The 23,130-nt window shown below is 65.2% G+C and carries 23 protein-coding genes, 1 tRNA gene and 2 pseudogenes; 15 read left to right on the top strand and 11 right to left on the bottom strand.

Translation table 11 applies throughout. The annotated features are described in order from the left end of the window. Window positions 1-227: pseudogene (locus AC628_RS21000) on the bottom strand (polysaccharide deacetylase family protein); the annotation flags it as partial. A gap of 218 nt (window positions 228-445) precedes the next feature. On the opposite strand from AC628_RS21000, the gene AC628_RS20995 reads away from it, so the two are divergent. Together AC628_RS20995 and AC628_RS20990 are read left to right on the top strand one after the other, a co-directional pair. Further along, a complete protein-coding gene (locus tag AC628_RS20995; protein WP_074128674.1) occupies window positions 446-736 on the top strand; it encodes a hypothetical protein in 291 nt (96 codons plus the stop codon). A gap of 98 nt (window positions 737-834) precedes the next feature. Next, complete coding sequence (locus AC628_RS20990) at window positions 835-1,050, top strand: cysteine rich repeat-containing protein (protein ID WP_074128668.1); 216 nt, start codon at window positions 835-837, stop codon at window positions 1,048-1,050. 13 nt (window positions 1,051-1,063) lie between these two features. On the opposite strand, the gene AC628_RS20985 is transcribed toward AC628_RS20990, so the two are convergent. Next, on the bottom strand, window positions 1,064-2,743 hold the full coding sequence (locus tag AC628_RS20985; RefSeq protein ID WP_074128667.1) for an MFS transporter: 1,680 nt from the start codon (window positions 2,741-2,743) through the stop codon (window positions 1,064-1,066). A gap of 150 nt (window positions 2,744-2,893) precedes the next feature. Here AC628_RS20985 and AC628_RS20980 point away from each other — a divergent pair, with 150 nt between their 5' ends. The 7 genes from AC628_RS20980 to AC628_RS20950 all read left to right on the top strand — a co-directional run bounded on the left by AC628_RS20980 (window position 2,894) and on the right by AC628_RS20950 (window position 10,717). Next, a complete protein-coding gene (locus tag AC628_RS20980) occupies window positions 2,894-4,255 on the top strand; it encodes a hydrolase (protein ID WP_074128666.1) in 1,362 nt (453 codons plus the stop codon). A gap of 83 nt (window positions 4,256-4,338) precedes the next feature. Further along, window positions 4,339-5,724, top strand: a complete 1,386-nt coding sequence (locus tag AC628_RS20975; RefSeq protein ID WP_074128665.1) for a cytochrome P450 — start codon at window positions 4,339-4,341, stop codon at window positions 5,722-5,724. A gap of 41 nt (window positions 5,725-5,765) precedes the next feature. Beyond that, entirely contained in the window at window positions 5,766-7,175 is a 1,410-nt protein-coding gene (locus AC628_RS20970; protein ID WP_074128664.1) for an adenylate/guanylate cyclase domain-containing protein, read from the top strand. Between the two features lie 118 nt (window positions 7,176-7,293). Continuing rightward, on the top strand, window positions 7,294-7,797 hold the full coding sequence (locus AC628_RS20965) for a tellurite resistance TerB family protein (protein WP_074128663.1): 504 nt from the start codon (window positions 7,294-7,296) through the stop codon (window positions 7,795-7,797). A 227-nt stretch (window positions 7,798-8,024) separates the two neighbouring features. Then, the gene (locus AC628_RS20960) at window positions 8,025-8,804 is read left to right on the top strand and encodes an SDR family NAD(P)-dependent oxidoreductase (RefSeq protein WP_074128662.1); all 780 of its coding nucleotides are present in this window, start codon (window positions 8,025-8,027) and stop codon (window positions 8,802-8,804) included. 171 nt (window positions 8,805-8,975) lie between these two features. Continuing rightward, window positions 8,976-9,791 (top strand): glutamine amidotransferase, encoded by an 816-nt coding sequence (locus tag AC628_RS20955; RefSeq protein WP_074128661.1) that lies wholly within the window; start codon window positions 8,976-8,978, stop codon window positions 9,789-9,791. A gap of 116 nt (window positions 9,792-9,907) precedes the next feature. Continuing rightward, entirely contained in the window at window positions 9,908-10,717 is an 810-nt protein-coding gene (locus tag AC628_RS20950) for an enoyl-CoA hydratase (RefSeq protein ID WP_074128660.1), read from the top strand. A 241-nt stretch (window positions 10,718-10,958) separates the two neighbouring features. Here the strand turns inward: AC628_RS20950 and AC628_RS20945 are convergent. Beyond that, window positions 10,959-11,034: transfer RNA gene (locus AC628_RS20945), tRNA-Ala, on the bottom strand. Between the two features lie 292 nt (window positions 11,035-11,326). Here AC628_RS20945 and AC628_RS20940 point away from each other — a divergent pair. From AC628_RS20940 to folD, 3 genes are read left to right on the top strand one after another with little or no spacing between them, the layout of a single operon-like run. Next, window positions 11,327-11,617 carry a YggT family protein gene (locus tag AC628_RS20940; protein WP_050425753.1) on the top strand — a complete coding sequence of 97 codons (291 nt, stop codon included), beginning with the start codon at window positions 11,327-11,329 and terminating at the stop codon, window positions 11,615-11,617. A gap of 37 nt (window positions 11,618-11,654) precedes the next feature. Then, window positions 11,655-11,990 (top strand): DUF167 domain-containing protein, encoded by a 336-nt coding sequence (locus AC628_RS20935; protein ID WP_083633037.1) that lies wholly within the window; start codon window positions 11,655-11,657, stop codon window positions 11,988-11,990. Window position 11,991: 1 nt separating this feature from the next. Beyond that, window positions 11,992-12,876: a bifunctional methylenetetrahydrofolate dehydrogenase/methenyltetrahydrofolate cyclohydrolase FolD gene (gene folD / locus AC628_RS20930; RefSeq protein ID WP_074128658.1), complete on the top strand. Its 885-nt coding sequence runs from the start codon at window positions 11,992-11,994 to the stop codon at window positions 12,874-12,876. Window positions 12,877-13,008: 132 nt separating this feature from the next. Here folD and ppa read toward each other — a convergent pair whose 3' ends face one another. After that, window positions 13,009-13,539 carry an inorganic diphosphatase gene (gene ppa / locus AC628_RS20925; RefSeq protein ID WP_016847249.1) on the bottom strand — a complete coding sequence of 177 codons (531 nt, stop codon included), beginning with the start codon at window positions 13,537-13,539 and terminating at the stop codon, window positions 13,009-13,011. A 165-nt stretch (window positions 13,540-13,704) separates the two neighbouring features. Next, window positions 13,705-14,214 carry a GNAT family N-acetyltransferase gene (locus AC628_RS20920; RefSeq protein WP_021078234.1) on the bottom strand — a complete coding sequence of 170 codons (510 nt, stop codon included), beginning with the start codon at window positions 14,212-14,214 and terminating at the stop codon, window positions 13,705-13,707. A gap of 361 nt (window positions 14,215-14,575) precedes the next feature. Between AC628_RS20920 and AC628_RS20915 the strand changes: the two genes are divergently transcribed. The 3 genes and pseudogenes from AC628_RS20915 to AC628_RS20905 all read left to right on the top strand — a co-directional run bounded on the left by AC628_RS20915 (window position 14,576) and on the right by AC628_RS20905 (window position 16,791). After that, complete coding sequence (locus tag AC628_RS20915; protein ID WP_074128657.1) at window positions 14,576-15,043, top strand: DUF2269 family protein; 468 nt, start codon at window positions 14,576-14,578, stop codon at window positions 15,041-15,043. A gap of 16 nt (window positions 15,044-15,059) precedes the next feature. Further along, a complete protein-coding gene (locus tag AC628_RS20910) occupies window positions 15,060-16,388 on the top strand; it encodes an SDR family oxidoreductase (protein WP_074128656.1) in 1,329 nt (442 codons plus the stop codon). Beyond that, window positions 16,385-16,791, top strand: a pseudogene (locus AC628_RS20905) (thiol-disulfide oxidoreductase DCC family protein). The gene AC628_RS20910 and the pseudogene AC628_RS20905 overlap by 4 nt, the downstream one beginning before the upstream one ends. A gap of 98 nt (window positions 16,792-16,889) precedes the next feature. On the opposite strand, the gene AC628_RS20900 reads toward AC628_RS20905, so the two are convergent. From AC628_RS20900 to AC628_RS20880, 6 genes are all read right to left on the bottom strand, one after another. Then, window positions 16,890-18,137, bottom strand: a complete 1,248-nt coding sequence (locus tag AC628_RS20900; RefSeq protein ID WP_074128655.1) for a flavin monoamine oxidase family protein — start codon at window positions 18,135-18,137, stop codon at window positions 16,890-16,892. Window positions 18,138-18,334: 197 nt separating this feature from the next. Continuing rightward, window positions 18,335-20,161, bottom strand: a complete 1,827-nt coding sequence (typA, locus tag AC628_RS20895) for a translational GTPase TypA (protein ID WP_050425748.1) — start codon at window positions 20,159-20,161, stop codon at window positions 18,335-18,337. A 287-nt stretch (window positions 20,162-20,448) separates the two neighbouring features. Continuing rightward, window positions 20,449-20,595 carry a hypothetical protein gene (locus AC628_RS44125; RefSeq protein ID WP_168193414.1) on the bottom strand — a complete coding sequence of 49 codons (147 nt, stop codon included), beginning with the start codon at window positions 20,593-20,595 and terminating at the stop codon, window positions 20,449-20,451. A 120-nt stretch (window positions 20,596-20,715) separates the two neighbouring features. Further along, complete coding sequence (locus AC628_RS20890; RefSeq protein WP_074128654.1) at window positions 20,716-20,985, bottom strand: hypothetical protein; 270 nt, start codon at window positions 20,983-20,985, stop codon at window positions 20,716-20,718. Then, entirely contained in the window at window positions 20,982-22,427 is a 1,446-nt protein-coding gene (locus tag AC628_RS20885) for a radical SAM protein (protein ID WP_074128653.1), read from the bottom strand. The genes AC628_RS20890 and AC628_RS20885 overlap by 4 nt, the downstream gene beginning before the upstream one ends. Then, window positions 22,408-23,127: a prolipoprotein diacylglyceryl transferase gene (locus tag AC628_RS20880; RefSeq protein ID WP_074128652.1), complete on the bottom strand. Its 720-nt coding sequence runs from the start codon at window positions 23,125-23,127 to the stop codon at window positions 22,408-22,410. Before AC628_RS20880 ends, AC628_RS20885 begins: the two co-directional genes overlap by 20 nt. Window positions 23,128-23,130: the final 3 nt, after the last annotated feature.

The raw sequence follows: 23,130 nt of genomic DNA, 5'->3' as shown, positions 1-23,130 counted from the left end.
GGCGCTGCCGCCTGGGTGGCGTCGGCGCGCTTCGACAGCGCGGCGGTCGTGTCGACATCGTCCCTGGCAGCCTGCCTTGCCGCCGCAGGGAGCGGATCGCCCTGGCTTGCTGCCGTTGTCTGCGGAGGAGCCGCGTCGGCACGCGGGGAGGAGGTCCAGAACCACACGCCGGCGATCACGATCGCCGCTACAACACTGGCCAGCATCAGGCCCAACGCACTACGCATCGCTACACACTCTCTCGGAACTTAAGGATACGCCACAGCCGTAACGAGCGATTAATGCCAACAAGGTCTTAACGCGGTCCCAACAAGGCGGCGGAACGGCAAGAAAAAGCGGGCCTTATCCATGCGTGATGACCGTCACGGTCGGCCAGCTCGCTCCCGTGCAGGATCGGTCCATCAAACAAGGGCCCCGCCATTTGCGGCGCCGATGGGAGCCGATCATGATCACCATCTTCAGGAGTCAGGACATTGAGCGTGCAGGGCGCAGAGCCGGCGTCGCGTTGGCCGTTGCGGCCACAATTGCCGTGCTGTCGCCGACCGCGAGCTTTGCGTTCAGCGCTGAAGCGCAGCAGATGTGTTCGGGCGATGCGTTCCGGCTGTGCAGCGCCGAGATCCCGAACATCCCCAGGATCACCGCCTGCATGGTCAAGAATCGCTCCCAGCTCAGCAGCGGCTGCCGCGTCGTGCTGGATCGCGACCTCGCCGCGCAGCGCCGGGCCGCCGCCGAGTGATTTGCGCCGTGGGAACTGGCCGGGTCTGCCGTTTCAAGCTTCTTCGCACCCCCGAAACGCTATAGAACCAGCGTTCTATTCCTTAGAGGCTTTGAGAGATGACCCGATTCTTGTTCGCCGTCGTGCCACTGGTTCTGTTGACGTCGGCCGCCTCGGCACAGCAGCAGGGGCGTGATGCCTGCTCGCGCGATGCCTCGCGGTTCTGCCGCGCTCATCTCAGCGAGGGCGATCAGGTCGTGCTGGCCTGCCTGAAGGAGCATCGCAGCCGCCTCAGCAAGGCCTGCCAGCAGACGCTCACCGAAAACGGGCAGTAACGACCGGCTAGATCTACGTACTGCTGCCCGCCGCGGTCGCGACCACCGGGATCACCTCCTTTGCCGCGCGGTCCGGGGTCTCGTCCTTCCAGCGTACCGAGCCGAACGGCCGCTCCAGCATCCGGCGCACGCGGATCGGCTCCGCGCCGATATGGAAGTTGGCCGCCTTCTGGTGCAGCTCGCGCTCGATCTGGGTGGCGCGGTTGCGCTGGCGCAGGAAATCGAGCCAGGTCGGGCAGTGATAGCGCTCGGTCCACAATTCGGGATCGGCGATGTCGCGCGCGATCGACCAGCCATAGGCGCCGTTGCGCTGGCGGCTGAGCTGCACATCCTGCATCACATTGTGGAAGGCCCGCGCATTGTCCTGCGCCACGCGGTACTCGATCTCCACCACCAGCGGCCCGCTGCGCCCGGTCAGTTGCAGCCGCACCTCGGGATCGGCCAGCGTCTCGGCCGCGTCCTCGTTGCGCGCGCCGACCGGCGGCATCCGCAGCCAGATGCCGAGCAGCGGCGACAGCAGCATCAACCCGGCGGAGATCAACAGCGCCATCTCGACGCCGCCGAGGTCCGTGATGCGGCCCCAGCACCAGCTTCCGATCGCGATGCCGCCGGCGATCGAGGCCTGAAACGCCGCCAGCGAACGGCCGGCGACCCAGCGCGGCGCCGACAGCTGCACGCCGATATTGAACAGCGCGATCGCCAGCATCCACACTGCGCCGGCAACCACCAGCGCGGCGGCGGTGATCACCGGCTGCTTGCTCACGGCAACCGCGGCAATCGCAGCCCCCATCGTCAACGCACAGACGCGGATCGCAGCTTCGCCGCTGAGCCGGCTGCGGATTTCGCTGATGTTGAGTGCGCCGATCACCGCGCCCATGCCGAAGGCGCCGAGCATGATGCCGTAGGTCTGCGCACCGCCATGCAGCAAATCGCGCGCAACCAGCGGCATCAGCGCCGAGACCGAGCCGCCGATGATGCCGGTCACCATGGTGCGGGTCAGCACGATTTTGATCGACGGCGAATTGGTGATGTAGCGCACGCCGGAGACGATGGCGCGGTTCAGCCGCTCGCGCGGCAACCGCGACGGCTCGCTGACGCGATTCCACAGGAACAGCACGACGAGCAGCGGCAGATACAGCACGGCATTGGCGGCGAAAGCCGCCACGGCGCCGGCGGAGGCGACCACGATGCCGCCGATCGCCGGACCAAAGCTGCGCGCGATGTTGTAGCTGATGCCGTTCAGCGCGACCGCGGCGGGCAGCGTCTCCGACGGCACCTGCTCACTGACCGAGGATTGCCAGGCCGGGCCGAACAGCGCCATGCCGCTGCCGACGACGAAGCACAGCGCGAGCAGGATGTTTGGCGTCACCAGATTGAGCCAGGCCAGCACCGTCAGCGTGGTGGCGCCGGAGAGCGCGATCGCCAGCGACACCAGCGCCACGATGCGGCGGTCATGCATGTCGGCGATGGCGCCGGCCGGCATCGAGATCAGCATCACCGGCAGCATCAGCGCGGTCTGCACGAGCGCCACCTTGTCGGCTTCCGAGGTCATCTGGGTCATCGCCCAGGCGGCGCCGACGCCCTGGATCAGGATGCCGAGATTGGAGAGCAGGCTGGCGAGCCATATCCGCCTGAAGATTGAATGCCGCAACGGTGCAGTGATACTGTCTTGGCGCTTCGGCGGTTCGGTCATATCCGGTTCCGGTTGGCCTGCTATGGTTTGTGAATGATTCCGGCTGCATCAACTGATGCCCGGCAAACGCGTGTCCTGTCCAGCGATTACGGTATCCTTTAACTGGGTAGGACACAGCTAAAGCCCTGAAAGGTTTGGGGAAGGGGAGCAATGGCGCTGTCGCGGCGGAGATTTTTTCAAGGGGCCGGCGCCCTGACGCTGCTGGCCGGCCGCCTCGCCGCCCCGGCCTTGGCCCAGTCCGCGCCAGCCGGCGACATCCCGCCGATCCTGTTCGTGCACGGCAATGGCGATCACGCCGCGCTCTGGATGACGACGCTGTGGCGGATGGAGTCCAACGGCGTGCCGCGCGAGCGCATGGCCGCGATCAATTTCACCGATCCCCTGGCGCGCGCCGACGACAAGGTCGAGCAGGCGGGCCGCTCCTCGACCGAGGACCAGCGCCGCGCACTCGCCGAGGCGGTCAGGGAGCTCAAGCAGAGCAGCGGCGCCGCGCGCATCGCGCTGGTCGGGAATTCGCGCGGCGGCAATGCGATCCGCAATACCATCAAGAACGGTAGCGGCGGCGACATCAGCCACGCGGTGCTGTGCGGCACGCCCAATCACGGTGTGTATGCGTCCGACGACGGCCTCGGCAACGAGTTCAATGGGCGCGGACCGTTCCTGCGTGGGCTGAACGATGGCGACAGCGAAGTAACTGTCGGCACCGCGTTCCTGACCTTGCGCAGCGACGGTCTCGACAAATATGCGCAAGCCGACGGCCGCTTCATCGGCAAGCCGGGCACGCCGACCAACGTCACGACGGAAGGCCCGGCGCTGAAGGGCGCGACCAATCTGGTGCTTGGCGCGGTCGATCATCGCGAGACCGCGTATCATCCGCGCGCCTTTCGCGAGATCTACAAATTCATCGCCGGGCATGAGCCGTCGCGGATCGAGATCGTGCCGGAGACGGCGGTGCGGTTGAGCGGCCTCGTCACGAGCATGCCGGGCGGCGTGCCGACCAACCGGCCGATGCCGGGCGCCGTGGTCGACATCTATCATGTGTCGGCAGAGACCGGCGAGCGCCTCGGCGGCCCGCTGCACAGCTCGCAGACCGGCGCCGACGGCCGCTGGGGGCCGGCGCAGGTCAATCCGTCCTGGCCGCTTGAATTCGTGCTGACTTCTCCGGGAGCTGTGACGACGCACATCTATCGCTCGCCGTTTCCGCGCTCTTCCGAGATCGTGCATCTGCGCGCGGCGCGGCCGATGCTGCCGGCCGATGCCGGTGCGGGCGCCATCGTGCTGATGTCGCGGCCGCGCGGTTATTTCGGGCTGCCGCGCGATATCGTGCTGTTCGACGGCAAGGAGCCGTCCGACGTCAAATCCGGCGTGCCGACGGACGCGGTGACGACGTTGCGGCTCGCCGCTGCCGAGGTCGGTCGTCCGGTGGCGGCGATCTTCAACGGGGAGCGGATCGTAATGCGGGCGTGGCCGGCGTCCGAGAACCGGATTGCGGTCGCCGAGCTGACTTATTAGGTCTGGTAGAGGGTCCGCGCGCCTTCATGGCGCCGGGATCGCATGGCCGGATCGGCCAATGCGTGAGGCAGGAAGCGAGGACCATGAGCATAGCCGAAGTCTACGATACCACGGTCACGCGGCGTCCCCTGGTCCCGCCGGCTCCGCCGCGCGCGCCCGCCGACATGGGCGCGTTCCAGCGGATGCGGGTGATGCGCAACTCGCCGATCGAGACCTGGGGCCAGCGCGCCTATGAGGACGACATCGTCCAGGGCCGCTTTCTCAGCCATTCGAGCTTCATCCTCAACACGCCGGATGCGATCCGTCACGTGCTGGTCGACAATTATGAGAATTACACCCGCACGCCCGCCGGCCTGCGCGTGCTGCGCCCGATGCTGGGCGAAGGATTGCTGATCGCGGAGGGCCGTGCCTGGAAATATCAGCGCCGCACCTTGGCGCCGGCGTTCACGCCGCGCGCGGTGAAGACGCTGGTGCCCTACATGATCGCGGCGGTCGACGAGACCATCGCCAAGCTGAAGTCGGCGAGCGGCGGTCCGGTCGATCTGCGCGAGGTGATGCAGCGCATGACGCTGGAGATCGCCGGCCGCACCATGTTCTCATTCGGCATGGATCGCCACGGCGCCGCGCTGCGTGATTTCGTGATGGAGTATGGCAACACGCTGGCGCGGCCGCACATGCTGGACCTGGTGCTGCCCTTGAGCTGGCCGACCCCGCAGGATTTCCGGCGCGCCCGGTTCCGCAAGCGCTGGACCGCGTTTGTCGGCCAGCTGATGGCCGAGCGCCGCGCCGCCGGCAAGGATAACAACGCGCCCGCGCGTGACCTGTTCGATCTGATGGGCGCCGCGCGCGATCCCGAAACCGGCAAGGCGTTCACCGATGCCCAGCTCGGCGACCAGGTCGCGACCATGATCCTGGCCGGCCACGAGACGACCGCGACCGCGCTGTTCTGGGCGCTCTATCTGCTGGCGCTCGATCCCGAGACGCAGGAGCAACTGGCAGCAGAAGTCAGGAGCGTGGCGGCAAATGGCACGCTCGACATCGAGCGGTTGAAGTTCACCCGCGCGGTGATCGACGAAACCATGCGGCTTTATCCGCCGGCATTCCTGATCGCGCGTGCGGCGGGCGGTCCCGACACCATCATGGGCCGTCCGGTCAGGAAGCATGACGTAATCCTGATCGCGCCGTGGCTGTTGCACAGGCATGAAAAGCTGTGGCGCGATCCGAATGCGTTCGTGCCGCAGCGTTTCATGACGGGGACGCCGCCCGATCGCTTTGCCTATCTGCCGTTCGGGGTCGGCGCGCGGGTCTGCATCGGTGCGCATTTCGCACTGGTCGAGGCAACGCTCGCGCTTGCGAAGATCATCGGCGCATTCCGCGTCGCGCTGGCGGACAAGGATCCGGTGATTCCGATCGGCGTGGTGACGACACAGCCGAACCGCTCTCCGGTGTTCACGATCAAGCCGCGCTGACCTTGCGCGGCGGTGTCCCAATGCTCACTTAAGGCCTCACCATGAGCGATACGCAGGCCCACTTCGCAGTCCTCAGGCAGACGACCGATCCGGCCGTCGTCGATGCCATGCAGCAGTTGATCGCCGATGGCCATGATCGCGAGCTCAATCGCATCAACGTGCTGGATTTCTCGCGCCGCACCGGGCTCGAAGAGGAGAAAGTGATCTCCGGCTTCCTGCATGCCTCGCGGCTCGGTCTGTTCGACATGAGCTGGAACGTGCTGTGTCCGGGCTGCGGCGGCGTGCTCGATGCGCATACGACGCTGAAGTCGCTGCGCCATGACGACTATAATTGTGCGCTGTGCGCGTGCGGCTACGAGGCCTCTGTTGATGAACTGGTCGAGGTTGCCTTCACCGTCAGCCCGCGGGTCCGCCACATTGCCGCGCACGATCCGAATACGCTGCCGATCTGGGAATACTTCCGGCAGATGTTCTGGAGTTCGGGGATCGAGTTCGACGAGACCTCGGTGTCGACCCTGATCAACGAGGTGACGCTGGAGGGGCTCGAGCTGCCGCCCGGCGAAAAGGCGATCCTGTCGCTCAACCTGCCCAACCAGTTCGTCATCGTGTTCGAGCCGGTGACGCATTCGGCGCACTTCTTTGCCGTCGAGGGCGAGCCGACCACCGATCGTCAGCAGTTCTCGATCGCGTTCAACAAGTCGCATGCGCCGACCGGGACCTCGACGATGCGGCCCGGGCCGCTGCGGCTCTCGCTGGAGAATCATGCCGACGTTCGCGTGCTGCCCTCGGTGTGGATCGCCGGCGATCCGCTGCACAAATTGCTCGGCAAGCGCAAGCCGATCCTCACCGCGAAGCGGATGCTGTCGAACCAGACCTTCCGCGATGTGTTCAAGGCCGACAATCTCACCGTCGACCAGCGGCTGAAGATCACCGCGCTGACCTTCCTGTTCACCGATCTCAAGGGCTCGACCGCGCTCTATGAGCGGGTCGGCGATCTCGCCGCGTTCGATCTGGTACGCGCGCATTTCCACGCGCTGCTCGAAATCATCGCCTCCGAGCGCGGCGCTGTCGTGAAGACGATTGGCGACGCCGTGATGGCGACCTTCATCCGGCCCGAGCATGCATTGTCGGCGGGCTTGCGCATGCGGGCCGCGATGAAAGATCTCAACGCCGAGCGCGGCAAGGAGGATCTGGTCGTCAAGATCGGCATCCACGAAGGGCCGTGCCTCGCGGTGACGCTGAACGAGCGGCAGGACTATTTCGGCCAGACCGTGAATATCGCAGCGCGGGTGCAGAGCCTGTCGACGTCACAGGAAATTCATCTGACCCAGCCGGTGATGGAATCGGCTGAAGTGGCCGGCATCCTCGATCGCGCGGCGATCAAGCCGATCCAGAAGGAAGCGGCACTGCGCGGCATTGCCGACAAGCTCGTGGTGTACGAGATACCGTAGTCACATTGCTGAAGCGTAATGCTTGCTGAAACGTAATGCCGCAGCGGGAACCCGCGCGGATTGCGCCGGTTCTGTTTCCACGCCATATAGATTTCAGCTTCATCCCATAGAGAGAGCGATGCTCGACGGACTCCGCCAATTCATTGCCGATATCGTCTCCCCCGATGCAAAGACCGACCGCGCTTTCGATGATGGCGACTATCGCCTGGCGGCGACCGCGCTGTTGGTGCATGTCGTCTCGCTGGATGGCGAGCCGACGCCCGCCGAGACGCGCAAGCTGCACAGCCTGATCGAGAGCCGCTTCCAGCTCGATCCCGGCACCGCCGACAAGCTGATCGCATCCGCGATGCGCGTCGAAGGCGAGGCCGTGGATCTCTATCACTTTACCAGTGTGATCATGCGCTCGGTGAATGAGGAGGGACGGCTGCGCATCGTCGAGATGATGTGGGAGCTGGTCTATGCCGACGGCCAGGTCAGCGAGTTCGAGGACAATGTGGTCTGGCGCGCTGCCGATCTGCTCGGCATTTCCTCGCGCGACCGCATCGACCTCAAGCACCGGGTTGCCGAGAAGCAGGCGGAGCTGCCGAAGGGCCCCTGGGGCACGGCAGACGCGGCAATCTGACACGGTTGGCCGCGCAAGCAGGAGCATCGTCGCCGGCATCACGGATGACGAAACTTTAATGTCCGCCGCGATTGGGGGCGATCCGACTGAAAATTGGTCGTTTCGTCCCGAAACCGACGTCCCGGTAGCTGTCCACAACCCCATACGCGGCTTGCGTCCCACCGCATGCCTATGCTCTCGTCGCCTTGTTGGGGACCTCACTAGAATTTGCAGTAAGAGATTGAAACGTGGCTGAGCGTGTGACGCTGATAACCGGGGCATCGGCGGGCATAGGCACCGAACTGGCGCGCGTGTTTGCATCGAATGGTCACCGTCTGGCGCTGGTGGCGCGGCGCGCCGACCGCCTGAAGGCGCTCGCCGACGAGCTTGGGGCCAAGGGCGGCGCGGCCCCGATCGTGATCCCCTGTGACCTCCAGCAGAGCGATGCGGGCGACCGGATCGTGCAGGCCCTGACCGAGGCCGGGGTCGAGGTCGAATATCTCGTCAACAATGCCGGCTTCGGCCTGTTTGGCCTCGCCATCGAGCGCGACCGTGCCGAGCAGCTCAACATCATCAACGTCAACATCCGCGCGCTGACCGACCTGACGCTGCGTTTTGCCGATCAGCTGATCCGCAACCGCGGCGGCATCCTCAATCTCGGCTCGATCGCCGGCTTCCTGCCCGGCCCCGGCATGGCCGTCTACTATGCCAGCAAGGCCTATGTGCTCTCGTTCTCCGAGGCGATGCGCTGTGAGCTGGCGCCGAAGGGCGTGCGAGTTACCGTGGTTTGCCCGGGTCCGGTGCCCTCCGAGTTTCAGGACCGCGCCGGCTTCGCGCCTGGCTTCGATTCCGCGATCCTCAACGTCGCGCCTGCCGAGGTCGCCCGCCAGGCCTATCGCGGCCTGATGGCCAACAAGCGGGCCGTGTTGCCAGGCGCCTTCATCAAGGTCGTGCCGTTCCTGCTGCGGCTGTTTCCGCGCTCCTTCATCCTGACGGCTGTCGGCGGCTTCCAGCTCCGCAAGCGCTAGCAGCTGCTCGCTTCTCCCCGCAACGCGCCCATTGATCGTCGTTGTTTCTGGCCCGCAATTTGCTTCGCCTGGGTGTGTGCGCAAACTCACACGATGTTAACGACCACTTAGCTATGATCGCACCTTACGTGCCGAATCCTTAAGCAGAGGCCAAACCTTCAAGCAGAGGCAATGTCGTTCCGGTCTGACCAAACCCGTGTCGTGGTGCCCTTCGCAAACCGAAGGCCGGCCGCGGTCACGCCGGTAGATCAGATCTTGGATCAGGTTTCGCAGCGGCCGGTGCTGATCGTGCTGCATCAGGAGACCTCGACTCCCGGCCGGATCGGCAACGCCCTGCGCGCGCTGGGCTACCCTCTCGACATCCGCCGTCCGCGCTTCGGCGACGCACTGCCCGACACGCTCGAGACGCATGCCGGCGCGGTGATCTGCGGCGGCCCGATGAGCGCCAATGATCCCGACGACTACGTCCGGCGCGAGATCGACTGGATCGCAATTCCGTTGCGCGAGCAGCGTCCGTTCCTGGGCATCTGCCTCGGTGCACAGATGCTGGCGCGGCAACTCGGCGCGCGCGTCGCGCCGCATCCGGAAGGCCGTGTCGAGGTCGGTTATTACCCGGTCAGGCCGACGGCGGCAGGGCGCGCGCTGTGCCCGGACTGGCCGGCGCGCGTCTATCACTGGCATGGCGAGGGATTTCAACTGCCCGACGGCGCGGACCTGCTTGCAGAGGGCAATGATTTTCCGGTGCAGGCGTTCCAGTTCGGCAATGCCTTCGGCCTGCAATTCCATCCCGACGTGACCTACGCGATGATGCATCGCTGGACCGCGCGCGGTTGCGCGCGAATGGATTCCCCGGGTGCGCAACCGCGTCATCTGCACTTCGCCGAACGCGCCGTGCACGATGCCGCTGAGCGGGCGTGGCTGAAGCATTTCATCGATGGCTGGACCGCGCGTGTGCCGCAGCCGGTGCTGCTGCAGGCCGCCGAATAGCCGCCGCGCGGAATTTCGCGCCACCTTTTCATTCTGATGGATGTGCTACTGTCGGCTGCCGCGCGCGGCTCGCATCGCCGCGCGGATCAATAACAACAAGGCACAGGGAGATCGCCGTGAGCTACCAGCACATCCTCTATGAGGTCAGCGACCGGATCGCGACCATCACGCTCAATCGCCCCGACCGCATGAATGCGTGGACCGCGATCATGGAGCGCGACGTGCGCCACGCGATGGAGGCTGCATCGAACGACGACGATGTTCGCGTCATCATCTTGACCGGCGCGGGCCGCGGCTTCTGCGCCGGCGCCGACATGGACGCGCTGAAGGGGATCGATCCCAACGAGGTCAGGCGCGGCGAGAGCATTCCGTTCGACATGAACCGCCGCGCCGACTGGCAGACGCGCTATGCCTACTACCCCGCCATCAAGAAGCCCGTGATCGCGATGCTCAACGGCGCCACCGCCGGCATCGGCCTGGTCCACGCGCTGTATTGCGATTTGCGCTTCGCGGCCGACAGTGCGGTGTTCACGACAGCCTTCGCGCGGCGCGGCCTGATCGCCGAGCACGGCATCAGCTGGATGCTGCCGCGCATCGTCGGCCATGCCAACGCGCTCGATCTCTTGATGTCGGCGCGTCGGGTGTCGGCCGCCGAGGCGCTGCGCATCGGCCTCGTCAACCGGCTGTCGCGGCCGGAGAAGCTGCGCGAGGAAACCTACGCCTATGCCCGCGACCTCGCCGATTTCGTCTCCCCGAGCGCGATCGCGGTGATCAAGCGCCAAGTCTACGACGTGCCGTTCCAGACCCTCGCCGAAGCCACCATCGACGCCAACCGCGAGATGCAGATCGCGCTGAAGGGCAATGATTTCCGGGAAGGCGTCGCGAGCTTTGTGGAGAAGCGGCCGCCGCGGTTTACGGGGACGTGAGGCGAATTGGGGCGGAGTTTGCGGCAGGAGCCCGACTTCGCCCTACCGGCTACGCCGGGCAGCTTTCGCTCACTTCGCTGCGATGGACTATCCGGGCTTGCCGAGCCGAAGCTCGCGAGAGGTGGATTGTGGCGCCCAGCCCGCCGTCGCCCTTCGGGCTATGGCGAGGCAGCCTTCGCTCACTTCGCTACGATGGACTTTCCGGGCTTGCCGAGCCGTAGCTCGCGAAGCGAGCGAAGGCTGGTGGAGCCAGGCGGGATCGAACCGCCGACCTCGTCATTGCGAACGACGCGCTCTCCCAGCTGAGCTATGGCCCCATCGCGGCCGGGTGTTGCTGAGTGTCCCGGCCGTCAGTCGGGCGCCATTTACAGTCCCGCCCAAGGCCAAGTCAAGAACGCTGAAACAGCGGTTTTCGGCCCGTCCCGCCGGGAACTTCCCTTGTTTGCGGGGGGCCGAACCGATATTTAGAGCATGATCCGGACCCGGCGGGCCGCGTTAGCGAAAAGCGCGTAGCGGTTTTCCGAGAAGATCCTGCTCAAACGCGCGATGGCGGCTCAGTCCGGTCTCGTTGCGCTTCAATTGGTCGTCCCACCCGCGAGCTCCCAACATATGCGCGCTGTTCTCGACATCGTCATCATCGTCCTCGACCTCTATGTCTGGCTCTTGATCGCCTCCGCGATCCTGTCCTGGCTGGTCGCCTTCAATGTGGTCAACACGCGCAACCAATTCGTCTCGGCGGTGGCCGAGTTCCTCTACCGGATCACCGAGCCGGTGCTGCGGCCGATTCGCAACGTGATGCCCAATCTGGGCGGCCTTGATATCTCGCCGATCATCGTGATCCTGATCATCATGTTCCTCCAGCGGGTGATTGCCTATTACATCTATCCCAACGTGATCTGACCCCTCGCGATGGGCCTCCGCTAATGGATCCTTTTTGATGGAGCCTTGGCGCTACTCCACCGAGGGCATCAGCATCGCCTTGCGCGTGACGCCGCGCGGCGGCCGCGACGACATCGACGGGATCGAAACGCTGGCCAACGGCCGCTCGGTGGTGAAGGTGCGGGTGCGCGCCGTTGCGGAAGGCGGCGAGGCCAACCGCGCGGTGACCGAGTTGCTGGCCAAGGCGCTCGGCGTGCCCAAGGCCAGGGTGAAGCTGCTGTCCGGCGCCACCTCGCGGCTGAAGCAGGTGGCGGTCGACGGCGACCCGAAGAGCCTTGGCGAGACATTGCGGAAGCTGACGGCGGCCGGGCCGAACCAAAAGACGAAGGACTGACATGACCGCCCGCATCATTGACGGAAAAGCCATCGCCGCCGAACTTCGCGCCCGCGTCGCCGCCGAGGTCGCCCGCGTCAAGCGCGACCATTCGCTCACGCCGGGGCTCGCCGTGGTGCTGGTCGGCCACGATCCGGCCAGCGAAGTCTATGTCCGCAGCAAGCACACCCAGACCCAGGCCGCCGGCATGGCCTCGTTCGAACACAAGCTGCCGGAGGACGTGTCGCAGGCCGATCTGCTGGCGCTGATCGCGCGGCTCAACCGCGATCCGCTGGTGCACGGCATCCTGGTGCAGCTGCCGCTGCCGAAATCGCTGCACACCGAGACCATCATCAACGCCATCGACCCGGCCAAGGACGTCGACGGCTTGCACCCGAACAATGCCGGCCGGCTCGCCGGCGGCCTGGCCGCGCTGTCGCCCTGCACGCCGCTCGGCTGCATCATCCTGACCAAGAGCGTGCACGCCTCGATCGAGGGCATGAACGCGATCGTGATCGGCCGCTCCAATCTGGTCGGCCGTCCGCTGGTGCAATTGCTGCTGAACGAGAACGCGACGGTGACGATCGCCCATTCGCGCTCGCGCGATCTGGCAAAGCTCTGCGCCCAGGCCGACCTGGTCTATGCCGCGGTCGGCCGTCCGGAGATGGTGCGTGGCGACTGGATCAAGCCAGGCGCGACCGTGATCGATGTCGGTATCAACCGCATTCCGGTGCCCGGCGGCAAGCCGAAGCTGGTCGGCGACGTCGCATTCCAGGAAGCGCTTGATGTCGCCGGCGCGATCACGCCGGTGCCCGGCGGCGTCGGGCAGATGACGGTGGCTTGCCTGCTGGTCAACACGCTGCGCGCCGCCTGCGCGATTGCCGGCCTCGCCGCGCCGGCGGTGTGAGATAGCGAAAAGTACTTCCGCCGTCATTGCGAGCGGAGCGAAGCAATCCATCTCTCCGCTTGTGGAAGCATGGATTGCTTCGTCGCTACGCTCCTCGCAATGACGGGAGAGGGCGCCGTATCGGCTACGCCGTCACTTCTTCTTCGCGCGCTCGATGCCTTCGAGGATCAGCTTGCGGGCCTCGTCGGCGTCGCCCCAGCGCAGCACCTTCACCCATTTGCCCTTCTCGAGATCCTTGTAGTGCTCGAAGAAGTGCTGGATCTGCTGCAGCGTGATGTCGGGCAGGTCGCTGTAGTTCTGCACCTTGTCGTAGCGCTGGGTCAGCTTCGATGACGGCACCGCGATGATCTTCTCGTCACCGCCGGCCTCGTCCTCCATCAGGAGCACGCCGACCACGCGCACGCTCATCACGGCGCCCGGCACGATCGCGCGGGTGTTGACGATCAGCACGTCGCAGGGATCGCCGTCGCCCGACAGCGTGTGCGGGATGAAGCCGTAATTGCCGGGATAGCGCATCGGCGTGTAGAGGAAGCGGTCCACCACGAGCGTGCCGGCCTCCTTGTCCATCTCGTACTTGATGGGCTCGCCGCCGACGGCAACCTCGATGATGACGTTGACGTCGTGGGGCGGATTTTTTCCGATCGATATGGCGTCGATACGCATGGATTGCTCCGCGTGGCCTTTTGGAAGTTGAGGACGATGTGATTTTTTGGTTGGCGCCGCCAGACCGCAAAACGACTTCGGGCCCGGCCGTGGGGCCGGGCTGGCCGTCGCGCGCAGCGCTCCGGCTGGTTTAGCCTTGCTGCAGCTGCGAGAGAAGCAGGATTTTCAGTTGGCCCAGGCGAAAGCGACCTTGTCGAGCGACTTCGGCCCGAACCGCTCCGAGGAGCGCGCCACCATCCGGCCGCCCAGCGCACGGTAAAACTCGGTCGCCGGCTCGTTGTCGGAGAGCGCCCAGATCACCATGCTCTTCAGGCCGCTCTGCATCAGGTCGCGGCGGGCTGCGGCGAACAGGCGCCGGCCGAAGCCAAGGCCCTGGAATTCCGGCCGCAGATAGAGCTCGTAGATCTCGCCTTCGAAATGCAGGCTGCGGGCGCGGTTGCGGCCATAATTGGCGTAGCCCGCGATCCTGTCACCGAACACCAGCACGCTGACGCGGCTGCCCTTGCGGATGGCGCTGTCCCACCATTGCGGGCCGCGGCGATTGATCAGCTTTTCGAGTTCGGCGCCGGGGATGATTCCCTGATACGCCGAGCGCCAGGCTTCGTCATGGGTAGACGCCACCGAGGCTGCGTCTGCAGCTTTGGCTGGCCGGACCTCGATTAGCGTTGTGCTCATGCATCTAATCAAAGCAAGTCGGAGGGCCGCCTTCAAGGTCCATCGTTAATTATCGGTTAACGTGTGGGTTTTTTGCATCAGTGTCATGAAAACTTGTTCCGAAAAAGGACACTTGCCGGGTTCAAGCGACCGATTGCTGGTCCGGCCCTGTGCAAAGCATGAATCGCGCGCGCAGTATGACAGTGCCGTTGCTTGGAAAAAGCTCATTCGGGGCTGATTCGCCGCCAGGATTTGGCGTGCGATCCAAACGCGACGTGGGTACTCCGCATGCGCCGCCGCAGTGGATTTTTGCGCGCGCACGGCCTATGGCAGCGGCGGTATTTGTGCGCGCCGAAACCGGCCCGATCGCGAGCGGACTGCGATGACGCTCTATTTCCTGATCAAATATCTGCATGTGCTCGGCGCCATCGTGATCCTCGGCACCGGGACCGGCATCGCCTTCTTCATGCTGGCGGCGCATCGCACGCAGGATGCGGCGTTCATCGCACGCACGGCGGCGACGGTGGTGATCGCGGACATGATCTTCACGCTGAGCGCCGTGCTGTTGCAGCCGGTCAGCGGCGGACTGCTGATGTTGTTGTCGGCAACCAGCCTGACCGAGCGTTGGCTCTTGCTGTCGCTGGCGCTCTACGCGCTGGCCGGCGTGTTCTGGGTTCCCGTCGTCTTCATGCAGATGGAGATGCGCGACCTCGCACAGGCGGCGGCCGACAAGGGTCTGCCGCTCCCGCCGCGCTACCATGCGCTGTTTCGCCGCTGGTTTCTGTTCGGGATTCCCGGCTTCGGCTCGGTGATGATCATCCTCTGGCTGATGATCGCGAAACCATTCTAGAGCATGATCCGTATTCATGAGTGACGGCGCATCACACAATATCCTCGTGCTCGGCGCGTCGGGCCTGATCGGACGCTATGTCACCGACGATCTCAGGGCTCGCGGCTTTCGCGCGATCGGGATCGCGCGGCATTTCACGGCTGCACAAAAGATGAGCGCAGCCGATCTCGAGCTGCCCGTGATAGCGATGGATGTCGCTGACCTGACGCAGCTGCTTCGCACGCATGAGGCCGATGTCGTCGTGAACTGCCTCGGCGTGTTGCAGGATGGTCCGGGCAGCGACACAAGCGCGGTGCATCGCGACTTCGTGGCGCGACTGCTGCAGGCGATCCGCGACAGCGACCGCGCCATCCGTCTGGTGCACATTTCGATTCCCGGCATAGCCTGCGAGGATCGCACGGCCTTCAGCACCACCAAGCGCGAGGCCGAACGGCTGATCGCTGAGTCCGGCATCGCCTACGCGATCCTGCGCCCCGGTTTTGTGATTGCGCCATCGGCCTATGGCGGCAGCGCCATGCTGCGCGCGCTGGCGGCGCTGCCGGTGGATTTGCCGGCCGACGAGGCGGCAACGCCGTTCCAGCCGGTTGCGGTCGAGGATATCGCCGCCACCATCGCCTGGCTCGCGGCGCGCGATGCCGCCGATGATGCGGTGCGCTCGGTGACATGGGACCTGATGCAGAAGCAGCCGGTCTCGCTCGGCGGCGTCATCGCCCAATTCCGCTGGTCATTCGGCACGGCGAAACATTTTCGCATCGCGTCCCCATCGTTCCTGATTGATCTTGGCGCCCGTCTCGGCGATCTCACGAGCCGCCTCGGCTGGATGCCGCCGATGCGCTCCAATGCGATTGCCGAGCTGCGCCGTGGCGTCACCGGCGATCCCACGGCCTGGATGGCAGCGACCGGCATCGTGCCGAAGACGATCGCGCAGGCGGTCGGCGGCCGACCCGCGACCATCCAGGACAAATGGTTTGCGCGACTGTTCCTGATCAAGGCGCTGATCTTCGCAAGCCTCGTGCTATTCTGGGTTGCTTCCGGTTTCATCGCGCTGGTCATCTCCTATGATGCCGCCGCCGGCATCCTGAGCGAGCATCACTTCCCGCCTGCTCTGGTCGGGCCGGTGACGGTACTGACCAGCCTGATGGACATGAGCATCGGCGTGCTGATCGCGATCCGCCGCACCGCGGCGTTCGGCCTTGTCGCCGGCATCGTCGCCTCGCTCGGCTATATGGCGGCATCGGCGGTCCTGACGCCCGATCTCTGGATCGAGCCGCTCGGCGCGCTGGTCAAGACCGGGCCAGCGATCGTGCTGATGCTGGTCGCGCTGCTGACATTGGATAACCGATGACTGCATGGCCCGACGACGACGTGATTCTCTACGACGGCGTCTGCATCTTCTGCTCGCGCTGGGTCCGCTTTGTCGTTGCGCGCGATTCCGAGGGCGCTTCCGCTTCACCCCTATCCAATCCGACTACGGCACGCGGCTGGCGAAGACCTTCGGCATCGATCCCGAGGATCCCGACACCAACGCCGTTGTCCATGGCGGCATCGCCTGGGTGAAGTCGGATGCCGCGCTGACGGTGTTGAGCCATCTCCCCGGCTGGGGCTGGACAAGCGCGCTGTTCGCGGTGCCAAGACCGCTGCGCGACGCCGTCTATAGCCTCATCGCACGCAACCGCTACAAGATTTTCGGGAAGTACGAGACGTGTTTCGTGCCCGATGCTGATATGCGAGCGCGGGTGCTGGAGTAGTTTCTGCCGTCATTGCGAGCGAAGCGAAGCAATCCATCTCTCCGCTTGTGGCAGCATGGATTGCTTCGTCGCTATCGCTCCTCGCAATGACGATCGGGCTATTTGCGCGGCAGCGCGGACACGACTTCCTTCGCCGCCCGCTCCCCCGAGTCCCGCGCGCCATGGGCCGTCGAAAAGAAATGCGGTGACGTCGCTTCGCCGGCGAAGAACAGCCGGCCGTCGACCGGGGCCGCCAGCACGGCGCGCTTGCCGGCATGGCCGGGCAGCGCGTGCGAGTAGGAGCCGCGGGCGAACGGGTCGTGGGCCCAGCGGGATTCGCTGAGCGGCTGCAGCTTGCGGCGGAAATCGTTGCCGAGGAAGGAGACGATCTCGTCGATGCTGTGCGCGGCGATGGCGCCGTCGCCGGCATCTTCGAGCGCTTGCGCAAAGCGGCCGCCGAAGAAGCCCTCGATGCAGGGCTGGCCGAACGGGCGGATGTGATAGGTGCCCATCTCGGTGCGCATGGTGGCGCCGCGCAGATTGCCTTCCTTAGGCAGCGCCTCGGGCTCGGCGAGCGCCAGCGTCACCTTGTCGGCGAGGCCGAGCGGCAGGCCGCGCGCGGCATCGAGTTTTTCCGGAAGCGCCGGCGAGAAGCGGATCGCCTCAATGGCGATCAAATTGGTCGGCACGGTGACGATCACCTTGTCCGCCTCCAGCGTGCCGCGCGAGGTCTCGATGCGCAGGCGCTTGCCGGAATGATCGATCAGCCGGACCTCGCACTTCAGCGCGACCGATACCTGTTCGCCGTAGGCTGCGACCAGCGCGCCATAGCCGCGCCGCACCCGCCAATTGACGTTGCTGTCCTCATAGGCGTCGAAGTCGAGAATCGAGAGCTGGTCGAGCTCGCAGCCATTCACATAGGTCGAGATCGCATCGATCATCGGGTTCCAGCGGTTGCCGGGCTCGAGGTAACGATCGGCTGAGCCGTCCTTGCCGCCGCGCGCCGCCTCCTCGAGGCGATCGTAGAACTCGTCGAGCGCGAGCATGAATGCATCGCGGTCGGACTGCGGGAATGCCTTGCCATAGGCGCGCTCGCGCCACGGCGGCAGGTCCTGGTTGAGTTCGAAGCCGAGTTGCTTGGCGATGCCGACAAAGCTGTTCTGGTCGGCCGAGTGCAACCAGCCGCAGCCGACGTCGAACACCACGTCAGGCGCGGCCTGGATCGTGTGAGCGCGGCCGCCGAGCCGGTCGCGGGCTTCCAGGACGATGGTGGAGAGGCCGGTGCCCTTCAGCGCATGCGCGGCGCCGAGGCCTGCGGCGCCGGCGCCGATGATGGCAACACCGACCGTGGAGGGAAGCGAACTCATGCCCCGGCTCTAGCATGTTCGCCGCCGGGCCTGAAGCCGCCCCGCGCATAACTGTCATCACCCGCGAAAGCGGGTGATCCAGTATTCCAGAGACAGTTGTGATTGAACCGATCGGCCGCGGCGTACTGGATGCCCCGGAAATTTTTATCATCGGGCGGCGCTTCGCGCCGACCCGGTGCCAGGCATGACAGACAGGCTTACGCCACCGCTTCCTTGGCCTTTTCGGCGCGCTTGCGGTCGTTCGGGTCGAGATGCTTCTTGCGCAGCCGGATCGACTTCGGCGTCACCTCGACGAGCTCGTCGTCCTCGATATAGGCGAGCGCCTTTTCCAGGGTCATCCGGATCGGCGGCGTCAGGCGCACCGCTTCGTCCTTCGAGGTGGTGCGGATGTTGGTGAGCTGCTTGCCCTTCAGCACGTTGATCTCGAGGTCATTGTCGCGGGTGTGCTCGCCGACGATCATGCCCTTGTAGACCTTCCAGCCCGGCTCGATCATCATCGGGCCGCGGTCTTCCAGCTTGAACATCGCGTAGGCCACCGCTTCGCCCTGATCGTTGGAGATCAAGACGCCGTTGCGGCGGCCCTGGATCTCGCCCTTGTAGGCGGCATAGCCGTGGAAGATGCGGTTCATGATCGCGGTGCCGCGGGTGTCGGTGAGCAGTTCGCCCTGGTAGCCGATCAGGCCGCGGGTCGGCGCGTAGAACACCAGCCGCAGGCGGTTGCCGCCGGACGGCCGCATCTCGATCATCTCGGCCTTGCGCTCGCTCATCTTCTGCACGACGACGCCGGAATGCTCCTCGTCGACGTCGATCACGACCTCCTCGATCGGCTCCTGCCAGCCGCCGGTCGCCTCGTCCTTCTGCAGCACGACGCGCGGGCGTGACACCGAGAGCTCAAAACCCTCGCGGCGCATGGTCTCGATTAGGATCGCGAGCTGCAATTCGCCGCGGCCGGAGACTTCCATCGAATCCTTGTCGGCGGCCTCGACGACGCGCAGCGCGACGTTGCCCTCGGCCTCGCGCATCAGGCGGTCGCGGATCATGCGCGAGGTCACCTTGTCGCCTTCGGTGCCGGCGAGCGGCGAGTTGTTGACGATGAACGACATCGACACCGTCGGCGGATCGATCGGCTGCGCCGGCAGCGGCGTCTCGACCGAGGGGTCGCAGAAGGTGTCGGCGACGGTGCCCTTGGTCAGGCCCGCGATCGCCACGATGTCGCCGGCCTCGGCCTCTTCGAGCGGGGTGCGCTCGAGGCCGCGGAAGGCGAGGATCTTGGTCAGGCGGCCGCTCTCGATCAGCTTGCCGTCGGCGCCGAGCACCTTGACCTGCTGGTTCGGCTTGATCGAGCCGGAGGAGATGCGGCCGGTGATGATGCGGCCGAGATAGGGATTGGCCTCGAGGATGGTGCCGATCATCCGGAACGGGCCTTCCTCGACCTTCGGCGGCTCGACATGGCGCACGATCAGGTCGAACAGCGGCTGCATGCCGAGGTCCTTCGGACCTTCCGGGCTCTCCGCCATCCAGCCCTGCTTGGCTGATCCATACAAAATCGGGAAGTCGAGCTGCTCCTCGCTGGCGTCGAGCGCCGCGAACAGGTCGAACACCTCGTTGATGACTTCGGTCGGGCGCGCGTCGGGGCGGTCGACCTTGTTGATCACGACGATCGGCTTCAGGCCGATCTTGAGCGCCTTCGACACCACGAATTTGGTTTGCGGAAGCGGACCCTCGGCGGCGTCGACCAGCACCAGCGCGCCGTCAACCATGTTGAGGATACGCTCGACCTCACCGCCGAAATCGGCGTGGCCGGGGGTGTCGACGATGTTGACGCGGATGTCCTTCCACTGCACCGAGGCGGCCTTGGCCAGGATGGTGATGCCGCGCTCGCGCTCCAGGTCGTTGGAGTCCATGGCGCGTTCGGTGACCTTCTGGTTCTCACGGAAGGTGCCGGATTGCTGCAGCAGGCGGTCGACGAGGGTGGTCTTGCCGTGGTCGACGTGGGCGATGATGGCGACGTTGCGAAGGTTCATGGCTCTTCTTCTGGTCGTGCAATGGTCAGATGCGCGATCTCGCCGGACCAGTTTGGCCGGCCGCTCGCTCGCGTGGCCCATCAGGGGCCCGGATCACGCTCATACCCAAGAAATTTGACGGGGACGCATCACCCCAAAAAGGAAGCCCGGTCAGCGGACCGGGCCCCTCGTGCGTTGCGGCGCAATATAGTCAGAAAACGCCAAAAAACAACGGTTTATTGGCGGTTTGGGTGGCTGATTTTGGTTCCGGCGGCGGGTTTTGATGGGCTTTTCGGTCCAATCAGGGGTTACTTCCGAGTAACGGCGAACACCATCAGTCCAAGTCCGGCAAGCGCCACCAGCGCAGCGAGTACGGTGATGGGGTTTCCGCCGGGGCCTGCTCCTATCTTGGCGCTGATGATGGCGCACAGAACGCCCGGGATCAGCAAGATCATTCCTACGATCAGCATGAAGGGGGTGGCGCAGCCGTTTGGTGGCGGCGACGGCGGGGGGACGTATTTGTAAGGAGGCTCTGTCGGCGGGGGCGGGTCGGAATTGCTCATGGCGCCCTGAACCTAGCTCCCCTTGATCGCGGCGCGGATCAGCATCACGCCGGCAAAACAGACCGCGAGCCCGAGCAGGATCAGGAAGAGGATGGAGGGATCGGTTTTCGACTCGCTCAGGACGCCGAACCCGAACAGCAGGGCGCAGAGCCCGGGCAGCAGCAGGAGCACCCCGAACAGCGCCATGAAGGCGGTCGCGCAGCCGCCGCGTTGCGGCGGGAGCGGCGGAGGCAGCGAAGGCGGAGATCCATCCGGATTGATCGGGCGGCTCTCGTCGCTCATCGCGGCACCTCTACGCTCTGCCGTGCCTCGCGATAGGTCTGCCCGGCCATCGCGGCGCGGATGCCGTCGATCTTGCCGTCGCGATAGAACAGATTGTAGGTGTCGAACGGGATGATCGCGCCGCTTTCGGTGATGAAGTGGATGCAGCTGCGCTTGACGTTGCCGACGCAGAAATTGAACCGATCGAGAAACTGCACGATGGTGACGCGGAATACGTTCTCGTAGGTCAGGCCTTCCGGCACCTCGAAGCTCGGCAGGCAGCACAGCAATTCGCAGACGCGCTCGCTTGTGTTCAGCGGCCCCGACGACAGCGAAAACAAATCGACGAATTTCTCCCGCAACACCGGATATTTCTCGGGGCTGATCGTGTTCGGCATCACGGCGACCAGCTGCTCCTGCGGGATCAGCGACGTCAGTGGCAGCACCTTCTCGCCGTTGCGCAGGCCGTAGCCGATCGAGATGCTTTCGGGATTGCACGGCAGCGGGATCATGTCCTTGTCGCCGAACACTCCCGTCTCGATCACGTGCTGGCGAATCTCCGACAGCATGATGCGGTCGGTATTTTTGTCGAAGTTCTCGTTACGTCCGGCGTCCTGCACCGGCTGCAACGTGACGCCGCGGACGCATGTCCAGGTCAGCGCATGGCGGACGATGTCGCCGATCTCGGCATCGTTGACGCCGCGCTTGATGGTGGCGACCAGCGTGGTCGAGACGCCGTAGTGTTCGAGATTCTCCAACGCCTGCTGGCGGATCTTGCGCAAATCGGCGCCGCGCAGATTGACCAGCGCCTCGCGCTTCAGCGAATCGAATTGCAGGTAGACCTCCAGCCCGCGCTTGTTCTCGGCGAGCTTCGCCACGAAGTCGGGCTCGCGCGCGATCCTGAGGCCGTTGGTGTTGATCATGACATGGCGGATCGGCCGGGCGCGCACCGCATCCAGGATCGCGAAGAAATCCGGATGCAGTGTCGGCTCGCCGCCGGAGATCTGCACGAGGTCAGGCTCGCCCTCGCTCGCCACCAGCGCGTCCAGCATCTTCTCGATCTTGGCCAGCGGCGTGAAGCTCGTGCGCGCCGGCGAGGAATCCGCAAAGCACACCGGGCAGGTCAGGTTGCAGTGCTCGGTGATCTCGATCAGCGCCAGGCAGGAGTGCTGCTCGTGGTCCGGGCAAAGCCCGCAATCATAGGGGCAGCCGAATTCGGTGTGGCGCTGGAAGGCGAGCGGGCGGTCGCCGGGCTTGATGAAATCCTTGCACAGCCGCCAGTAGGCCGAATCGGTGGAGACCAACGTCGACTGCACGCCGTGCTGCTTGCAGCGCTTCTCGTACCAGACCTCGTTGCCTGATATCTGGATCTTGGTCGGCACCAGGGTGAGGCAGGTCTCACAGAGCGACTGGGTCTGGCCCCAGAAGATGTAGGGGCGGGACTTACGCAGCGGCGCGTTCATGCTTCACACTCACATTCGGCGCCGTCGCCAGCATGACGGCGGCATAGACCATGACAAACAGCGACAGCAGGTGGAACAGTGAGAACGGGCCGATCAGCGCGCCGTAGGGCTTGATGAACTCCCAGACGATGCGTTGCAGGCCGTAGTAGAACAGCACGAGGTAGAATCCATTGGTGATGACAGCGGCGTTGCGGTTCAATACGGCCCAGACGTAAAAGACCGCGAATGCCGCCATCGCCAGGCTTTCATAGAGCTGCACCGGATGGCGCAGGACGCCGTCGCCGAAATCATGGCCCCAGGGCAGCGCGGTCGGCGTGCCGTAGGTGAAATCCTCGAGCCCCGCGAAATAGCAGCCAAGCCGGCCGACCGCGACGCCGATCGCGAGCGGCAGCGCGAACCGTGCCCCCGTGCGCAGCGAGATGCCGTGCCGCCATTTGTAGAGCTCGATCGCGACGATGCCGCCGGCAAGCGCGCCCTCGACCGAGCGGGCGATGCCGGTCAAGCCCGAGAACCACAGGTTCAGCGTGCCGAAGATGTAGGCGCCGATGCCGGCGCCGAACACCAACGCGGCGATGTAGGGCAGCTCGAAGGATTGCCGCGGGAATTGCAGCCCGCGCACGCGTGACAGCCACCACATGGCGACCGCGGCTGCGCCCCATGCTGCGACGTCGAAGATGGCGTGAAGTTCAGCCCCGCTCATGAG

Source organism: Bradyrhizobium sp. NAS96.2 (genome assembly GCF_001908235.1).
Lineage (GTDB): Bacteria > Pseudomonadota > Alphaproteobacteria > Rhizobiales > Xanthobacteraceae > Bradyrhizobium.
The sequence above is the reverse complement of the archived record's forward strand: the minus strand, read 5'-3'. Positions and strand labels throughout refer to the sequence as shown.